At 64.6% G+C, this 16427-nt stretch carries 15 protein-coding genes and 2 pseudogenes; 13 read left to right on the forward strand and 4 right to left on the reverse strand.

Going from position 1 to position 16427, the window contains the following annotated elements; all coding sequences use genetic code 11:
- The 4 genes from AC3IT0_RS04270 to AC3IT0_RS04285 all read left to right on the forward strand — a co-directional run bounded on the left by AC3IT0_RS04270 (position 1) and on the right by AC3IT0_RS04285 (position 2665).
- Complete coding sequence (locus tag AC3IT0_RS04270) at positions 1-954, forward strand: GlxA family transcriptional regulator (RefSeq protein ID WP_489322546.1); 954 nt, start codon at positions 1-3, stop codon at positions 952-954.
- Positions 955-1107: 153 nt separating this feature from the next.
- Complete coding sequence (locus AC3IT0_RS04275) at positions 1108-1392, forward strand: hypothetical protein (RefSeq protein WP_489322547.1); 285 nt, start codon at positions 1108-1110, stop codon at positions 1390-1392.
- Positions 1393-1434: 42 nt separating this feature from the next.
- Entirely contained in the window at positions 1435-2304 is an 870-nt protein-coding gene (locus AC3IT0_RS04280) for a hypothetical protein (protein ID WP_489322548.1), read from the forward strand.
- Positions 2305-2347: 43 nt separating this feature from the next.
- A complete protein-coding gene (locus tag AC3IT0_RS04285; RefSeq protein ID WP_489322549.1) occupies positions 2348-2665 on the forward strand; it encodes a hypothetical protein in 318 nt (105 codons plus the stop codon).
- A 53-nt stretch (positions 2666-2718) separates the two neighbouring features.
- Here the strand turns inward: AC3IT0_RS04285 and AC3IT0_RS04290 are convergent.
- A pseudogene (locus AC3IT0_RS04290) lies at positions 2719-3557 on the reverse strand (helix-turn-helix transcriptional regulator).
- A gap of 157 nt (positions 3558-3714) precedes the next feature.
- On the opposite strand from AC3IT0_RS04290, the pseudogene AC3IT0_RS04295 reads away from it, so the two are divergent.
- Positions 3715-4630 (forward strand): annotated as a pseudogene (locus tag AC3IT0_RS04295) (SDR family oxidoreductase); the annotation flags it as partial.
- On the opposite strand, the gene AC3IT0_RS04300 reads toward AC3IT0_RS04295, so the two are convergent.
- From AC3IT0_RS04300 to AC3IT0_RS04310, 3 genes are all read right to left on the reverse strand, one after another.
- Complete coding sequence (locus AC3IT0_RS04300) at positions 4519-5310, reverse strand: SDR family NAD(P)-dependent oxidoreductase (RefSeq protein ID WP_489322550.1); 792 nt, start codon at positions 5308-5310, stop codon at positions 4519-4521. The pseudogene AC3IT0_RS04295 and the gene AC3IT0_RS04300 sit on opposite strands and share 112 nt — an antisense overlap.
- Positions 5311-5496: 186 nt before the next feature.
- Positions 5497-5730, reverse strand: coding sequence for a hypothetical protein (locus AC3IT0_RS04305; protein ID WP_489322551.1), 234 nt, complete (start codon positions 5728-5730; stop codon positions 5497-5499).
- Positions 5727-6590 (reverse strand): sugar phosphate isomerase/epimerase family protein, encoded by an 864-nt coding sequence (locus AC3IT0_RS04310; RefSeq protein ID WP_489322552.1) that lies wholly within the window; start codon positions 6588-6590, stop codon positions 5727-5729. Before AC3IT0_RS04310 ends, AC3IT0_RS04305 begins: the two co-directional genes overlap by 4 nt.
- A 247-nt stretch (positions 6591-6837) precedes the next feature.
- Between AC3IT0_RS04310 and AC3IT0_RS04315 the strand changes: the two genes are divergently transcribed.
- From AC3IT0_RS04315 to AC3IT0_RS04350, 8 genes are all read left to right on the forward strand, one after another.
- Complete coding sequence (locus tag AC3IT0_RS04315; RefSeq protein ID WP_489322553.1) at positions 6838-7830, forward strand: substrate-binding domain-containing protein; 993 nt, start codon at positions 6838-6840, stop codon at positions 7828-7830.
- A 74-nt stretch (positions 7831-7904) separates the two neighbouring features.
- Positions 7905-8945, forward strand: coding sequence for an ABC transporter permease (locus AC3IT0_RS04320; protein WP_489322554.1), 1041 nt, complete (start codon positions 7905-7907; stop codon positions 8943-8945).
- A 14-nt stretch (positions 8946-8959) separates the two neighbouring features.
- Positions 8960-9886 (forward strand): ATP-binding cassette domain-containing protein, encoded by a 927-nt coding sequence (locus AC3IT0_RS04325; RefSeq protein WP_489322555.1) that lies wholly within the window; start codon positions 8960-8962, stop codon positions 9884-9886.
- Between the two features lie 31 nt (positions 9887-9917).
- Positions 9918-11348, forward strand: a complete 1431-nt coding sequence (locus AC3IT0_RS04330) for an aldehyde dehydrogenase family protein (protein WP_489322556.1) — start codon at positions 9918-9920, stop codon at positions 11346-11348.
- A gap of 24 nt (positions 11349-11372) precedes the next feature.
- Entirely contained in the window at positions 11373-13322 is a 1950-nt protein-coding gene (gene iolD / locus AC3IT0_RS04335; RefSeq protein WP_489322557.1) for a 3D-(3,5/4)-trihydroxycyclohexane-1,2-dione acylhydrolase (decyclizing), read from the forward strand.
- Complete coding sequence (locus AC3IT0_RS04340; protein WP_489322558.1) at positions 13319-14092, forward strand: HpcH/HpaI aldolase family protein; 774 nt, start codon at positions 13319-13321, stop codon at positions 14090-14092. Before iolD ends, AC3IT0_RS04340 begins: the two co-directional genes overlap by 4 nt.
- A 28-nt stretch (positions 14093-14120) precedes the next feature.
- Positions 14121-15332, forward strand: coding sequence for a Gfo/Idh/MocA family protein (locus AC3IT0_RS04345; protein WP_489322559.1), 1212 nt, complete (start codon positions 14121-14123; stop codon positions 15330-15332).
- A 2-nt stretch (positions 15333-15334) separates the two neighbouring features.
- On the forward strand, positions 15335-16360 hold the full coding sequence (locus AC3IT0_RS04350; protein WP_489322560.1) for a LacI family DNA-binding transcriptional regulator: 1026 nt from the start codon (positions 15335-15337) through the stop codon (positions 16358-16360).
- Positions 16361-16427: the final 67 nt, after the last annotated feature.

The raw sequence follows: 16427 nt of genomic DNA on the forward strand, positions 1-16427 counted from the left end.
ATGCACCGAGTCGTCGCGCTGGCACTGCCGGATGTGGTCGCTTTCGACCTGGCCATTCCAGCTCAGGTTTTCGGCCATGAAGATGAACGGGGACGATACTCGTTCCGGGTCTGCGCTGCCCAGCCCGGCCTGGTTCCGACAACGTCCGGGTATTCCATCCAGGCCCTTGATGGCTTGGACGCCGTTCTGTCAGCGGACACTGTCGTGGTGCCCGGCTACGCACCGCTGAACGATCCGCCCGCCGAGGTCAGCGAGGCCCTGCGCCAGGCAGCGGGCAACGGAGCCCGCGTGGTGTCGGTGTGCACCGGCGCTTTCGCTCTCGCTGCTGCAGGTCTCCTGGACGGTAAGCGGGCAACCACCCACTGGAGAAACGCCGAACGGCTTCAAACCCTGTACCCGGGCATCGCCGTAAACGCCGACGTCCTGTACATAGACCAAGGCAACGTCAGTACCAGCGCCGGGGTCGCGGCAGGCATAGACCTTTGTCTGCACCTGGTCCGCAAGGACTATGGAACCGAGGTGGCCAACAGTATTGCGCGACGGATGGTGGTGGCCCCGCACCGGGAAGGGGGCCAAGTCCAGTACATGGAGCGCACGGTTGCCGCACCGTTGGCCCTCTTCGCCGACACCTGCGCCTGGGCCAGGCAGAACCTGGCTGCGCCACTCACGGTCGAGGACATTGCTGCACACGCCGGCTGGGCAACCAGTAGCTTCACACGGAAATTCACGGCCGAAGCAGGAATGACCCCTTTGAAGTGGCTGAACGACCAACGCGTAGCCGAAGCCTGCCGGCTCCTGGAAACCACCGACCTGACGGTACAAGCGGTCGCCTCAATGACCGGCCTGGGAACGACAGCAAATTTCCGGCTCCACTTCGACCGGAAGCTCAACATCACACCCTCAAGCTACCGCCGCCTCTACCAGGGCAGGAACAGGAAAGCTGCGCCAGCCTAGACCTTCCTGTGGTCAGTCTTGAAGCGGCATGAATGCTTATCTCCGGCTGTGGATGCGGGACCCGGCTGGGAGTCGCAAAAGCCCTCCTGAACCACTGCAGCCGGCCGCGCGTCGCTCCCGAACCCTGTCAGTCACTGGAGAGACCATGGACTTATGACGGCTCCAACTGTTGAGGCGGCGATCCATGAACTGATGGATCTCGCCTGGAATGTTGTCTATGACCTGCTCGGGCAGCGGGGCCTGCTCGGCGACGGGTTGTTCGTTGAGGAGTACACCGGGATCCATTCCTGGCTGGACGGGCCCACTCGCTACACCGTGGTCCACTCCCGGTCGGTTGCGGTCCTGTTCGTGGACACCCGGCCGGTCGACGCCATCGTGTTCCATCACGATCTCCTGGGCGCCGACGACCCGAAGAGCTTCTTCAGCATCCCTGGCTGACCGACCGGCGCACCGGTATGCTTTGGCCTCAAGGGGGATGCCATGGCTCAGTATGTCGACTACATCAACATGACCAAGGCAAGGTCTGAGGCCGCCTTCCAGGAGTATCTGGAGGAGCGCGGGCCGGCACTGGAGCGGCTGCGGGAGGTCCTGGTGGCCGACGGGCAGGACCCGGATGCACTCCTGGACGGGTCCATCGAGAGCCTGGTTCCCCTATGGCGATGGAGCCTGGCCCACCTCACCATCGCGGACGCACCCGGCGCCACAGACACCACCAGCGTGCCGCGGGAACAGTGGCCCTCCTGGGCCCGGTACGCCTACGAGACAGTAGGGGAACTCTCACTGGAGTCGCTGTTCCTGCTGGACGGACTGGTGTCCTACCTGGGCGATGTCGTGCAGCAGCGCGCACCAGAGGCGCGGTGGGAAATCGCGCACCACCGCATCAAGCGATACCACCTCAACAAGCATCCCGTCCTGGTCAGCGGCACAGGGGAGGACCACAAGTTCCTCCCCGATGTGCCAAGGGTCCACGCCCACGGCAGCATCACAGGTTTTCGCGAGTCCCCGGATGACACCATGGCCGAGTACGCCCGCCGGCTCATTGAGCGGTTGAACCGGGGCGACAGCCTGGACGAAGCTGAGGTGGCCGAGGAGGAACCGCTCGTCGAGGTAGAAGACCTGGGCGATGACGAGCTCCGCGGCCGGGAGCTTGAGGTGTCGTTGCGGGAGGACATCGTTCACGAGCACAACCGGGTGGTGGGCCGCATGATCAAGGCCCTCAAGCAGGAAGACGGCATCACCCGCGTCATCCGTGAGGACCGTGAAGTACTCCTCGTCGCCACACCGACGTGGAGCACCGACCGGCTCCATGAATGGGTTGCCGGTTATCTCGAAGGAAACGTCCGCGACTGAACTCACTGGCTCAAATCCTTCCCTGCACAAGCGTTGAACCCTAGTGGTGTTTCCCGCATTGCTGTTGTTAACGGTCTGGATGATTTTCCAAGCCTATCGGCAGCTTCGCAGCCGGACCGGGCGCTTTCTGCTCTACCCAGCGATCGCGATGCTCGCTCTGGCTTCATTGGGTAGCGCCTTCGAAACCGTGCGCGAAGCGGTGGATGCAGCGGCCTCTCCGGCTCAGGGTCAGTTGATCGACGTCGGCGGACACCGCCTGTACCTGAACTGCACCGGTTCCGGCAGTCCGGATGTTTCCTGTCCATTCGAGCGTGTTGAAGCTTGCGGGCGGCCCGAACCCCGAATGGCGTCATCCAGATAGCGCCACCGCGCGCCCCTATTGGCGGCTGGTTCCGCGCTGTCCTGTGTGGTGCGCTAGCGGTGCGCTTGCGTGCCGCTGGCGGACAGCAGTTGCAGCTTCTCGTAGCTCTCACTGCCGGGAATGGCGGTGTAGACGAGCAACGAATGCGATTGTCCCGGATCGAGCAGTGTCTGGCAGGTCAACTCCAAGGCGCCGAGTTCAGGGTGGATGAAGTGCTTCACCTCGTGGGGACGAATGCCGACCTCGTGCTCGCTCCAAACGCTCCGGAACTCTTCACTTCGGGCGAGAAGCAAGTCGGCAAGGTGAGCCGCCCGGGAGGCAGGACCTCGCAGCGTGGCACCCCGCGCAGGCCCGAGACGAACATGCGGGTGAGGAACGGATGTTCGTCGGGGGCGTAGAGCTGCCGTGTCGCGGGGTCAGTGAACCAGCGGTAGCCGATGCTGCGGGCAGGGCCGCTGTAGGAGGTCAGGTCACCGGTGAGCGCGACGCCGAGTGCGGTCTGCCGCAGGGTCTCGCCGAGCTCGGTGACGATCTCCGCGGGAGTATCGTGCAGCCGGTCGAAGATGCGCAGCAGGCCGGGGCTGATGTGCTCACTGACAGTGCCGCGGGCGGGTGGGTTGTGTCCGGCGAGTCGGAACAGGTGGTCGCGCTCGTCGAGGGAAAGGTGGAGCCCTTGCGCGATGGAGGCGATCATCTGCTCGGACGGCTGCGGTCCGCGCTCCCGCTCGAGTCGCGAGTAGTAGTCGGTCGACATGTGGCAAAGCAAGGCGACTTCCTCGCGCCGCAGCCCGCTTGTCCGGCGGCGTTGTCCACGCGGGAGGCCGACGTCCTCGGGTTGCAACGCCTCGCGGCGGCGCCGGAGGAACTCCGCCAGTCCGGTCCTGTCGATCACCATTGCGTCTCCTTCGTTGAGGCCACTTCCTTCCTACCACGTTCGCACGCAGGTCCGGTCGGAACTTTCCTGCCGTATCAGGGGATCAAGCGGCCCTGAATAACGCCGCCGTCTTCCGCGACGATGGAGGCAACGAAACAACGATCAGGAGTGAACCATGCCACGCAAGAACATCGACATCACGGTCCCCGACCTATCTGGGAAGCGCGCCGTCGTCACCGGAGCCAGCGACGGGATGGGCCTGGGGATGGCGGCGCGGCTGGCCGCAGCTGGCGCGGAAGTCCTCATGCCCGTCCGCAACCGGCGCAAGGGTGAGAACGCGATCGCCAGGATCAAGCAGGCGGTCCCGGCCGCGGATGTGTCGCTCCGCGACCTCGACCTGTCCTCGCTCGCCTCCGTCGCATCCCTCGGGGAGGCCCTGCGACAGGAGGGGCAGCCGATCCACATCCTCATCAACAACGCCGGAGTGATGACACCGCCTGACCGGCAGACGACCGCCGACGGGTTCGAGCTTCAGTTCGGCTCCAACCACCTCGGCCACTTCGCGCTCGTGGCCCACCTGCTGCCCGTCCTCAGAGATGGGCGGGCACGGGTGACCTCGCAGGTCAGCGTCGCGGCGAACCAAGGCGTCATCAACTGGGACGACCTGAACTGGGAACGGTCATACCACGGCATGAATGCCTACAGCCAGTCGAAGATCGCGTTCGGACTGTTCGGCCTCGAATTGGACCGGCGAAGCCAGGCAGGCGACTGGGGCATCAGCAGCAACCTCTCGCACCCCGGAGTCGCTCCGACGAACCTGCTCGCCGCGCGCCCTGAGCTTGGCCGCGACGAGGAGACGTCGCGCAGGAGACTGATCCGTACCCTTTCCGAACGGGGCATCGGCGAAGCTGCCCGCACTCATGGCAGCGACCGCACCTGAGGCCAGGTCCGGCGCCCTCTATGCACCTCGGGGCCTCGGTCACCTCGGCGGCCCGCCCGCCGAGCAGCGGATGTACGCCCGCCTTCGCAGCACTGAGGATGCCCAGCGCATCTGGCACATCTCGGAAAAGCTCACGAAGGTTCCCTTCCCCAACGGCTGAGATGCTCCACAATTCCTCCGTGGACGACGCCTGAGTGAATGCTGGGACGGCCCGACAAACATGCGCGTGTGTCCCGATGGCCGCATAGTTCCGCTTCGTCTCCTGATTACGGAGCGCTTGAAATCTCGGATCGTGGGCGGACATGCACATGCGTCAGCTGCGCTTCGATCGATGCGGTCCTTCATGAGCATCGGCGTAGCAGTCTCGCCCGGGTAGGCGGTGGTAACCCGCACTCCCCATGCCGCCACTTCCCCGCGGAAGGCGTCGGCCAACCCATTCAGTGCGAACTTCGATGCGGTGTAGACACTGGTGGTCGGCACGGCGCGTACACCGGCGCCACTGTTCACAAACACGACCTGTCCGCGCGACTCACGCAAACGGCCAAGTAGTGCCTGCGTAAGCATCGCTGGCGCGATGACGTTCACGTCAAAATGGCTGTGCCATGCCTCAATCGGAGCGGCCTCTAGAGTGAAACGCTCCGAAACGGCGGCCGCGTGCACCAGCGGCAACAGCCGCTTAGCGGAAAATGCCGGGGTTGTCGCCTCTGACGGAGCAGACTGCGGGATCGGCGGGGAGGGGTTCGTTCGGTTCAATTTTGCGATGCCACCGGAGCTGCTCACCCCGGGTGTCTTGGCAATTGCAGCGGCTTTGCCCCAGCGAACCGCAGACATCTCGTAGCAGCATCAGCGCGGCAACTGCCCGGGCATCGGTCACGGCTCACGCCCAACATTGGCGGGCCAGCGGTTCCCAACAAGTCGGGAACCGCTGGCCTGATTCTTAGCTCTTTTGGCAGGAAACCGGCTACGAGCACGGCAGGTTTCCTGGCTGAAACGGCCTACAGATCGTCGTCCTGACCCCTACCTGCGTGTCGACGACGTTTCCCATTTGTACTCGATCCACACCGAGAAGTCCTCAGAGCGGTCGAACATGGCCCGGGACTCAGCGCCGTCCGCTGCCATCCAAAGGATTTGATCGTCGGACGTTACGCCGTCCACCCGGCCTGTCCTTACGGTCCTGTAGCCGAGCCGTACTTCGACAATCTCGCCCACGACGGGGAACCACTCGGACTGCAGGTGCAGCCTGTTTTTCACTGCGCTGCAAAGCATTCCAATGTCCTGGTCCGGGTCTCGCGCAGTGCCTCCAGAACGGGAAGCGCTCGATGTTCCTCCGACAGGATCTCCACGCCCCACGGTCCGTCGAAGCCAAGGGATTTCATGGTTCGGATGAACCCGACGACGTCCTGGTCACCCTGCCCGCACTGGCGGCGGTTGTCGCGTGTGTCTTCGAAAAGGGAGCCCCTGACGTCGGCATCTGCGTCGTTGAGCTCGACGCCGAAAATCTGGTTAGCGTCAAGGCTCTGGGACAGCTCGTCCAAGGTGGTTCCGGCACGGAAGACGTGCCAGTAGTCGACCACCAGGCCGCATCCGGGCATGTCGACCTTGCGGATCAGTTCCGCTGCGGCGGGAAGCGGTCCGACGGTGGCGAATGCCATCGGTTCCAGGGCAATGCTTGTGCCCCGGAGCTCGGCCTCTGCTGTCAGGCGCCGGAGGGGTTCGACGAGGAAGTCGAGGTCATCCAGGGCCTCGCCAGGAGCAGTTCCGACTTTGATGAACCGGGCACCGAGCGTCTCGGCAGCCTCAAGGAGGAGGTCGAGCTGCGGCCGCCACTGGTGGGAAAGGCTCTCGTCCCACCAGTTGCTGAGGAGTTCAACTTCAACATAGCTGAAGCCGGCGTTGTCAATCAGCTTCCGCAAGGCCGGGAAGCCAAGTGTGGAGCGGACGGCGGCCAGGTCGTCATGGGCGAGCCCAAAACCTGACCATCCTGTTGCGGCCATGGCGTCCAAGCGATCCTTGATCGGCACGGGACTTGTCTCCGGAACTTGCAGCGGCGCCGCATTGCCGGCGCTGGTCCAGCACGATGCCACGAGCTCCGGGGCAGACGAGTCAGTCATGGTTCTCCTTTGAAGCAAATGAGGGCCGCCGCCCGATCAAATAAGCGCGTCTAAGTATGAAACCACAAACAATTGGAACGGTCTATTGACATTCCGAATCCCCGTCTTCTATGGTTGGACCGTTCCACTCAGAGAGTTGGATCACATCCGTTCATAATCAGCGACCTCCGCATTTCGCTCCATGCCCCGGCGTGCGACCGAAGCGTTCACGACGGTCGAAAATGGTGCGAATCAAAGGAGATTTCACGTGGCAAAAATCAGTTGGCGTCAGGGCGTTGTGGCCCTGGCCGTTGTTCCGCTCCTGACCCTGGCGGCATGCTCCAGTGGTGGCGGCAAGACCGAAACCGCAAATGTTGGGGGAGGCGGCGCGGTTGCGGACACACCCCGCCTGAAGGTCGCGATGATCACCCACGCCGCTGCCGGCGACACCTTCTGGGACATCGTCCGGAAGGGTGCCGAGAGCGCGGCAAAGAAGGACAACGTCGAACTGCTCTACAGCGGTGACGCTGAGGGTGGCCGCCAGGCGCAGCTGGTGCAGCAGGCCATCGACCAGAAAGTTGACGGTATCCTCGTCACGCTGGCCAAGCCGGAGGCCCTCAAGGACGTCGTCAAGAAGGCTGCGGACGCCGGGATTCCCGTGGTGAGCTTCAATGCCGGCGAAGACCAGTCGAAGGCTATGGGCGCAATCACCCACTTTGGCCAGAGCGACAAGCTCGCCGGTGTCACGGTTGGCCAGCGACTCGCCGCCGAAGGCATCAAGCACCCGATCTGCGTGATCATGGAACAGGGCCACGTCGGCCTCGAAAACCGGTGTGCCGGTGTCAAGGAACAGGTCCCCGGCTCCGAGATCCTCAACGTCAACGGCGCAGACATGACCTCCGTTTCCTCCACGGTGACGGCGAAGCTCCAGTCCACGCCGGACGCCGACGCGATCATCGGCCTCGGCGCCCCGTTCACGCTCACCATCGTGAAGTCCGTGAAGGAAACAGGCAGCAAGGTCAAGGTGGCTTCCTTCGACCTGAACGGCGAGCTGGCCAAGGCCATTGAAGACGGAAGCGTCGAGTTCACCGTCGACCAGCAGCCCTACCTCCAGGGGTACGGCGCTGTGGACACCATTTGGCTGAACAAAGTCGGCGGTTTCAAGGTTGGCGGCGGGCAGCAGGTCTACACCGGCCCGGCCGTCGTCGACAAGAGCAATGCGGCCGATGTCTCCAAGTTCGCCCAGGCCGGCATCCGCTAAGCAGGAAATTTCTGTGGGATGCCGGGCGCCCCGGCAGTCGCACCCGGCATCCCACCACAAAGGAGTCAAAAATCATGGCCAATGCTGTCCTCACGATTGCAGGCGACGAGCGAGTCAGCGCTCGAAGCCCCTTGCAGAAACTACTTGTCCGGCCCGAAATAGGCGCCCTCGTCGGCGCCCTGGTACTTTTCGTATTCTTTTCCGCCATCGCCCCCGTTTTTCTCCAGCCCAGCTCCCTGGCAACCGTCCTGTATGGCAGCTCCACCATCGGGATCATGGCCGTGGGCGTGGCCTTGCTGATGATCGGTGGCGAGTTTGACCTCTCCACCGGCGTCGCAGTCATCACGTCAGCCCTCTCAGCCTCCATGTTCAGCTGGTATTTCAGCACCAACATCTGGGTCGGAGTTGCCTTTGCGCTTGTAGTGTCCCTGGGCATCGGGTTCATCAACGGCTGGATCCTCGTCAAAACAAACCTCCCCAGCTTTATCGTCACGCTGGCTACCTTCCTGATGCTGGCCGGTCTCAACCTCGGCCTGACCCGCATGATCGGCGGGGCTGTGGCAACCCCCTCGGTGTCCGACCTCGACGGTTTCGACGCCGCCCGCGTGCTCTTCGCCTCCACCATCAAGATCGGCGGCATCGACGTCAACGTCACGGTGTTCATTTGGATCGCCTTGGTGGCTGTTGCGTCCTGGGTCCTGCTGCGCACCAAAGTGGGCAACTGGATCTTCGCGGCCGGCGGCGACGCCAACGCCGCCCGCGCTGTGGGCGTTCCCGTCACCAAGACCAAGATCGGCCTTTTCATGGCTGTCGGTTTCTGCGGCTGGATCCTGGGTATGCACAACCTTTTCGCCTTCAACACCGTGCAGTCCGGTGAAGGTGTCGGCAACGAGTTCCTGTACATCATCGCCGCGGTCATCGGCGGCTGCCTCCTCACCGGCGGCTACGGCTCCGCAGTGGGTGGCGCGATCGGCGCGTTCATCTTCGGCATGGCCAACAAGGGCATCGTCTACGCGCAGTGGAACCCGGACTGGTTCAAGTTCTTCCTGGGCCTGATGCTGCTGCTGGCCACCATCGTTAACCTCATCGTCAAACGCCGCGCGGAACTCAAGTAAAGGGGCCGGAGAACATGAATGCCAAGGAAATCGACCAAACCACCCTGCTCCGGAACGAGACGGACCCGCTGACCCACACCCCCGTGCACCTGCTCTCGTTGAACAAGGTGGGGAAAAACTACGGCAACATCCTCGCGTTGAGCGATGTCACGATGGCCGTGGACAACGGCCGCGTCACCTGTGTCCTGGGTGATAACGGCGCGGGTAAGTCGACGCTGATCAAGATCATCGCCGGCCTGCACCAGCACGACGCCGGGGTCCTGAACATCATGGGTGAGGAGCGGAAGTTCACCTCGCCCCGTGACGCGCTCGACGCCGGGATCGCCACGGTCTACCAGGACTTGGCCGTTGTGCCGCTGATGCCGATCTGGCGGAACTTCTTCCTCGGCTCGGAGCTGACCTCCGGTTTTGGCCCGTTCAAGAGCCTGGACGTCGAGAAAATGAAGGACATCACCAAGACCGAACTCGCGGAGATGGGCATTGACCTCCGCGATGTGGAGCAGCCCATCGGCCAGCTCTCCGGCGGTGAACGCCAGTGTGTGGCGATCGCCCGCGCGGTGTACTTCGGTGCCAAGGTCCTCATCCTGGATGAGCCGACGGCGGCCCTCGGCGTCAAGCAGTCCGGCGTGGTGTTGCGGTACATCCTGCAGGCCCGCGACCGCGGACTGGGGGTTATCTTCATTACCCATAACCCGCACCACGCCTTCCCTGTCGGGGACCGGTTCCTGCTGCTCAAGCGCGGCAAGTCCATCGGTTACTACGACAAGAAGGACATCACCCTCGACGAACTCACCGCCCAGATGGCCGGCGGCGCCGAACTCGCCGAACTCGCCCACGAACTCGAACAGCTCGGCGGCCACAGCGACATCGTCAAAGAAGTCCAGGCGGAGGTCGCGGAAGTCGCGGACGCGGCATACGAAAGCACCACCAGGCGCCACTGAGCGCAAACGTTTACAACCAGATGGAGCAACCATGCAAATGCTAATCGCCGGAACATGGCTCGGTGCCGCCGACGGCAGGACCGAGGAAGTCCGGTCACCCTTTGACGGCCGGATCATTGACACGGTCCCCGTGGCAACGGTCAAGGACGCCCAGACCGCGCTTGACCGCGCCGAGATCGGCGCTCAGCTGCAGCGGGCCACCCCGGCACACGAAAGGGTAGACATCCTCCTGCGGGCAGCTGCCCTGGCCGATGAACGTGCCGAGGACATCGCCCAGACCATCAGCGCGGAAACCGGGAAGCCCATCACCGAAGCCCGCGGCGAGGCCAGCCGTTCCGGCAACATCATTCGCCTGGCTGCCTACGAAGGAAGCCAGCTGTACGGTTCCACCCTTCCCCTGGACGCCAACGCAGGCACGGGCCTGGAAAAGATCGGCTTTACCCTGCGGCAGCCTGTGGGCATCGTGGTGGCCATTACGCCCTTCAACTACCCCGCCCTGCTCGTGTTGCACAAAATTGCACCCGCGCTGGCAGCCGGTAACGCCGTCGTACTTAAACCCGCCCGTGCCACGCCGCTGACGGCGCTGAAACTGGCGCAGTGCTTCGTCGACGCCGGCCTGCCGCCGGAAGCGCTTTCCGTCCTGACCGGACCCGGCAGCACCCTGGGCGATGTGCTGGTCACCGACCCGCGCGTCCGGAAAGTCTCCTTCACCGGGTCCACCGCAACCGGCACGCGGATCAGCTCGATCGCCGGAGTCAAAAAACTGTCACTGGAGCTGGGCGCCTCATGCCCGGTCATCATCCTGCCGGACGCAGACCTTGAGCTCGCTGCCAGCGCGGTTGCAGCAGGCGGTTTCATCAACTCCGGCCAGGTATGCATCTCAGTGCAGCGGGTCATCGTTGACCGCCGGATCGAAGCAGATTTCCTCGACGCCCTCATCCCCAAGGTCGAAGCCATCGCGGTGGGGGACCCCCGTCATGCCGAAACCCGTATGGGGTCGCTGATCTCGGAAGAGGAAGCCACACGCGTCCAGTCCTCCATCGACGAAGCCCGTAACTCCGGAGCCAAGGTGCTCACCGGCGGGGACCGCCAGGGAGCCGTCGTCACCCCGACCGTCGTCGCAGGCGTTGACCCGCGCTCTCCACTGAGCCGCAACGAACTCTTCGGACCGGCCGTGGCTGTTACCTCAGCCAGCGACATCGAATCGGCGATCGCCCTGGCCAACGACAACGACTACGGGCTCGGTGCAGGAATCTTCACCAGCGACGTCTCGGGGTCTGTCCGGGCCATGCGGCAGATTGACGCCGGAAACATCCACATCAACTGGACGCCCCTGTGGCGCGCCGACCTCATGCCCTACGGAGGACTCAAGGGCAGCGGCGTTGGCAAGGAAGGCGTCCGCTCCGCAGTGCAGGAAATGACCGAAGAAAAAACGGTCATCCTGCACGGACGCCCCTGGTAAACCCCCGACTTCTGGAATAAGGCAATGACCACTAACTCGCAGACCATCCGACTGACCACCGCCCAGGCGGTCGTCAAGTACCTGTCGGTCCAGTACTCAGTCTCTGACGGCGTCCGCCGCCGCCTCATCCCCGCCGCCCTCGGGATCTTCGGGCACGGCAACGTGGCCGGCCTCGGCCAGGCGTTCGACGAACTGGCCGATGACATGCCGTTCATCCAGGGCCGCCACGAACAGTACATGGCGCACATTTCCACCGCGTACGCCAAGGCAACCCGGCGCCAGTCCGTGCTGGCCGTCACGGCCTCCATCGGTCCGGGCGCCCTGAACCTGGTGACCGCCGCCGGCCTGGCGACCGTCAACCGGCTTCCGCTGCTGCTCCTGCCCGGCGACACGTATGCCACCCGGCACCAGGGTCCTGTCCTGCAGCAGCTGGAACACCCCATCGAGGCTGACGCGACCGTGAACGACGCCTTCCGTCCGGTATCGCGCTTCTTCGACAGGATCAACCGTCCGGAGCAGCTCCTGACCGCCCTTCCGCAGGCCATGCGCGTACTCACCAGCCCCACCGATACCGGTGCCGTGGTCATTTCGCTGCCCCAGGACGTGCAGTCCCACGCCTACGACTTCCCGGCGGAGTTCTTCGAACCCCGGGACTGGAAGATCCGCCGGCCGCTGCCGGACCTGGCAGAGGTCGACGACGTCGCCCGCCTGATCCGCTCGGCCGAGCGTCCGGTGATCATCGCCGGCGGCGGTATCCACTACTCCGATGCGCACGCCGCACTTGAGGCGCTGGCAGGGCAGGCCGGAATTCCCGTCGTCGAGACCTTCGGCGGCAAAGGTGCCGTGACCAAGGACGAATGGTGGCAGGTGGGCGGCGTGGGCCTGGAAGGCAACTTCGCCTCCAACACCCTCGTCAAGCAGGCTGACCTGGTCCTGAGCGTCGGCTCCCGACTCACCGACTTCGCCACCGGCTCACAGTCCATCTTCGAGAACCCGGACGTCCGGTTCGCGTCGTTGAACATTGTGGACGCCGATACCCGCAAGCAGGGCGCCACCGGAATCCTGGCGGACGCCCGGCTGGGTCTTGAAGCACTCTCCCAGGCACTGGAGGGCCACAGCACCAGCGAAGCCTGGCAGGACACAGTGCAGACCGAGAAGGCCAAGTGGGCCCCCATCCGGTCCACCTGGCTCGACGCGGACAACGCCTACAACCCCGCGGACCACCCGGACGCGCCGGTCACCGGCGCCCTCCTGACCCAGCCCCAGCTGATCGGCCTGATGCAGGAACACGCACGTTCCGGCGACACGGTCATCGCCGCTGCGGGCGGCGCCCCCGGCGACCTGCAGAAGGTGTGGGACGCAACCGGCAACCGTAACTGCCACCTCGAATTCGGGTTCTCCTGCATGGGCTACGAGATCGCCGCAGGCATGGGCGTCCGTCTCGCCGAAGGCAACAACGACAACCGGGTGGTCACCTTTATCGGTGACGGCACCTTCCTGATGGCACCCACGGAAATCCTCACCGCGGCCCAGGAAGGCCTCAACGTCACCATCATCGTCTCGGAAAACCACGGCTACCAGGTCATCCACCGCCTGCAGATGAACCGCACCGGCAAGGAATTCGGCAACGAGTTCCGGTACCGCACCACCGGAGGAAGCGTCGCCACGGAGGACGCCCCCAAAGCGCGCCTCGACGGCGACTACCTCAAGGTGGACCTGCGGCAGATCGCCGAGGGCCTGGGCGCGCTGGCCATCCGCGCCACTACCGCGGCAGAGGTCCGGGAAGCACTGTCCTCGACCAGGGACACCCAGGGCCCGGTAGTCATCGTGGTCCCCACCGTTCCCCACGTGGACCTGCCCGGCGGCGACGTCTGGTGGGACGTTGCCCCGGCTGAAGTCTCCGGCCAGGAATGGGTCCGCACGCTCCGCACCGACTACGAGAAGGCACGCGGCAGCCAGCGGTGGTTCGGATGAGCCACGGACCACTGAATGCAGGTCAGCTGCGCCGGCGCCTCGCCGCAGGCGAAGTCACAGTCGGCACCTTCGTGGGCCTGGCTTCGGCCACCGCCGCCGAAGTCTGCGCAGCGGCAGGCGCCGACTGGGTGCTGATCGACCTTGAACACGGCTCCGGCGGTGAAGACGCGGTTCGGGACGGAGTAATCGCCGCCGGAAGCTACGGCGTCCCCACCATCGTCCGGGTCGAATCCGGCGACCGCATCCGGATCGGCCGGGTGCTGGACCAGGGGGCGGCCGGGATCATGGTTCCGCGGCTGAACACCGTTGACCAGGCCGCGGAATCCGTCCGGCACATGCTGTACCCGCCCCTCGGAGACCGCGGTGTGGCCACCTACAACCGCTCCTGCCGCTGGGGTATGGACCGCCGCACGCTCACCGAACCCGACCAGGAAACCCTGGGAGTCATCCAGATTGAAACCCTTGAAGCGCTGGATTCCGTCGAAGACATCGCCGCCCAGGAAGGCGTCGACGTCGTATTCGTCGGCCCACTGGATCTCTCCTACGCCCTCGGGGTACCGCTGCAGCTGGACAGCAGCGTCTTCCAGGCGGTCCTGCAACGCGTCGTAGCCGCGGCGCAGCGCCACAACAAGGCGGCCGGAATCCTGGCCGTGGACGGCCTGGGAGCCGCCAAATACATCGGCCAGGGCTTCCGGTTCGTGGCCATCGGCTCAGACTCCACCATCATGGCGGCGGCGTTCCGCGACGCCTTCGACACCGCCCGCAACTGACATGAATTCCCCCGAGAAAGGCAAGAACGTGAACGCAGAATCCCGCACCGTCGGTGTAGGCCTCATCAGCGTCGGATGGATGGGAAAGCTCCACTCGCGCGCCTACCAGACTGTCCAGTACGCGTACCCGGAGCTTGGTATAAACACCAAGCTTGTCATCGCCGCTGACACGGCGCCCGACCGCGTGGACTATGCCCGCGATGTCCTGGGCTTCGCGGAAGGCACCACCGATTACCACGACGTGCTGAACCACCCGGACGTGGACGTCGTTTCCATCTGCGCCCCCAACTTCCTGCACGCCGAAATCGGCATCGCGGCAGCCAAGGCCGGAAAGCATTTCTGGATCGAAAAGCCTGTCGGACGCGGCTACGAGGAAACCGCAGCCGTGCAGGAAGCCGCCGCGGAGGCCGGCGTCGTCACCACCATCGGCTACAACTACCGCCACGCCCCGGCAGTCGAGCACGCCCGGAAACTGATTGCCGAGGGCCGCCTGGGCCGGATCACCAACGTCCGCGCCGTCTTTTTCTCCGGGTATGCCTCCGAACCGAACGGTGCGCTGTCCTGGCGTTTCGACCGCAAGCTTGCCGGCACCGGCGTGCTGGCGGACCTGTTCAGCCACGCAACGGACCTGTGCCAATATGTAGTTGGACCCATCGCCGAGGTAACCGCGCTGACAAGCACGGTCTACACCCAGCGGCCCAAACTGGCTATGGGATCCGGCACGCACTTCGCAGTGATTGAGAACGGTGAAATGGGGGAGGTCGAGAATGAAGACTACGCTGCAGCGCTGGTCCGTTTCGGCCCGTCCGCGGTCGGTGCAGGGGCCGTCGGCACCATCGAGTCGTCCCGCGTCGCCGTCGGACCCGAGTGCGGTTACCAGATTGAGGTCTATGGCACCGAAGGCTCCCTCAAGTGGGACTTCGAGCGCATGAACGAACTCAAAGTCTGCCTCGGACGCAACAACGACGAGCAGGGCTACACCACGGTCAACGCCAGCCCGCGCCATGGGGACTACTCACACTTCCAGCCCGGCCCCGGAAACAGCATGGGCTTTGACGACCTCAAGGTCATCGAAGCCAAGAAGTTCCTGGTGGCCGTCACCGGTGGCGCACAGGAGAACTCCAACATCCACGACGCCGCTTCCGCTGCCGCCATTGTCAGCGCGGCAGAAGCTTCCTCGCTGTCCGGTCAGTGGCAGAAGATCGAGGAAATCCACGGCACCACAGCGGCGCGGGTCTAGCCATGGCCATTGCATCCGCCCGGCGGCCAACGATCAAGGACGTGGCCGAACGCGCCGGCGTATCAAAGTCCCTGGTTTCCCTGGTTCTGCGTGACTCTCCCCGGGTCAGCGCGGAACGCCGCCAGCGGGTGCTGGAAGTCATGGAGGAGATGGGCTACGAGCTCAACATGGCAGCCAGGTCACTGGCAACACGCAGCAACGGAACCATCGGTGTGCTGGTCAGCGACCTGCACAACCCCTGGGCCTTCGACGTCGTCGACGCCGCCCGGCCGGTGCTGGAAGAGGCCGGCCACACCGTGCTCTTCAGCGCGGTCACGGCGTCGGCGTCGGCCGGGGGGGTGGACCTGTCCATCCTCCAGGCCTTCCGTGATCTGCGCGTAGCCGGTCTCCTCGTGATCGGAACCGTCCCGGACAAGGCTCCGTTCAGCCGCGTTGTTTCGGGCGGATCGGTGGTGTTCGCCGGCGGAGGTCCGGACTACATCGACACAGCCGATGTGGTCCGAAGCGACGATGCCCACGGCATCTCCATGGTGGTGGACCACCTTGTCGCCCAGGGCCACGAACGCATCGCCCACGTGGGTGGGCTCGGCGGTTCCGTCGGGGCGGCGCGCGTCATCGGCTACACCGAGGCCATGGAAAGCCATGGACTCGGGCGGAACATCCACATCGTTGAAGCCGACTTCTCGCAGGAATCCGGGTACGTTGCAGCCCAACGGGCGCTCGGAGCGTCCGGCCGGCTGCGGCCCACGGCCCTGGCCTGCATCAACGATTTGGCGGCACTCGGAGCGATGACGGCAGCCGATGAACGCGGACTTCAGGTCGCGATCACGGGGTACGACAACATCTCGCTCGGCGCCATGCCCCGGCTCGGGCTGACTACTGTCGATCCGGACAGTTCCGGTATTGGCGTCGCGGGGGCAAAAACGCTCCTTCAACGCATCGAGGACCACGACTTCGGCGGCGGCTTTGTCCACCGGCCCATCGAGCCCGAACTGGTCGTCCGCACGTCCAGCCTCCTCGGCCTCTAACCCACCACCCATACAGTCACCCCGCGGCACCCCAAGCCGTTGCGGGAGTGCACCCCCACATCTTCAA

This window comes from Pseudarthrobacter sp. KH_020_B, assembly GCF_057840185.1.

Bases quoted from the DNA above. Each gene is read 5' to 3' on its own strand.
- AC3IT0_RS04280 (WP_489322548.1), top strand. From the start codon at position 1,435: ATGGCTCAGTATGTCGACTACATCAACATGACCAAGGCAAGGTCTGAG.
- AC3IT0_RS04320 (WP_489322554.1), top strand. From the start codon at position 7,905: ATGGCCAATGCTGTCCTCACGATTGCAGGCGACGAGCGAGTCAGCGCT.
- iolD (WP_489322557.1), top strand. From the start codon at position 11,373: ATGACCACTAACTCGCAGACCATCCGACTGACCACCGCCCAGGCGGTC.
- AC3IT0_RS04350 (WP_489322560.1), top strand. From the start codon at position 15,335: ATGGCCATTGCATCCGCCCGGCGGCCAACGATCAAGGACGTGGCCGAA.
- AC3IT0_RS04310 (WP_489322552.1), bottom strand. From the start codon at position 6,590: ATGACTGACTCGTCTGCCCCGGAGCTCGTGGCATCGTGCTGGACCAGC.
- AC3IT0_RS04340 (WP_489322558.1), top strand. From the start codon at position 13,319: ATGAGCCACGGACCACTGAATGCAGGTCAGCTGCGCCGGCGCCTCGCC.
- AC3IT0_RS04300 (WP_489322550.1), bottom strand. From the start codon at position 5,310: ATGTCTGCGGTTCGCTGGGGCAAAGCCGCTGCAATTGCCAAGACACCC.
- AC3IT0_RS04270 (WP_489322546.1), top strand. From the start codon at position 1: ATGCACCGAGTCGTCGCGCTGGCACTGCCGGATGTGGTCGCTTTCGAC.
- AC3IT0_RS04330 (WP_489322556.1), top strand. From the start codon at position 9,918: ATGCAAATGCTAATCGCCGGAACATGGCTCGGTGCCGCCGACGGCAGG.
- AC3IT0_RS04325 (WP_489322555.1), top strand. From the start codon at position 8,960: ATGAATGCCAAGGAAATCGACCAAACCACCCTGCTCCGGAACGAGACG.
- AC3IT0_RS04275 (WP_489322547.1), top strand. From the start codon at position 1,108: ATGACGGCTCCAACTGTTGAGGCGGCGATCCATGAACTGATGGATCTC.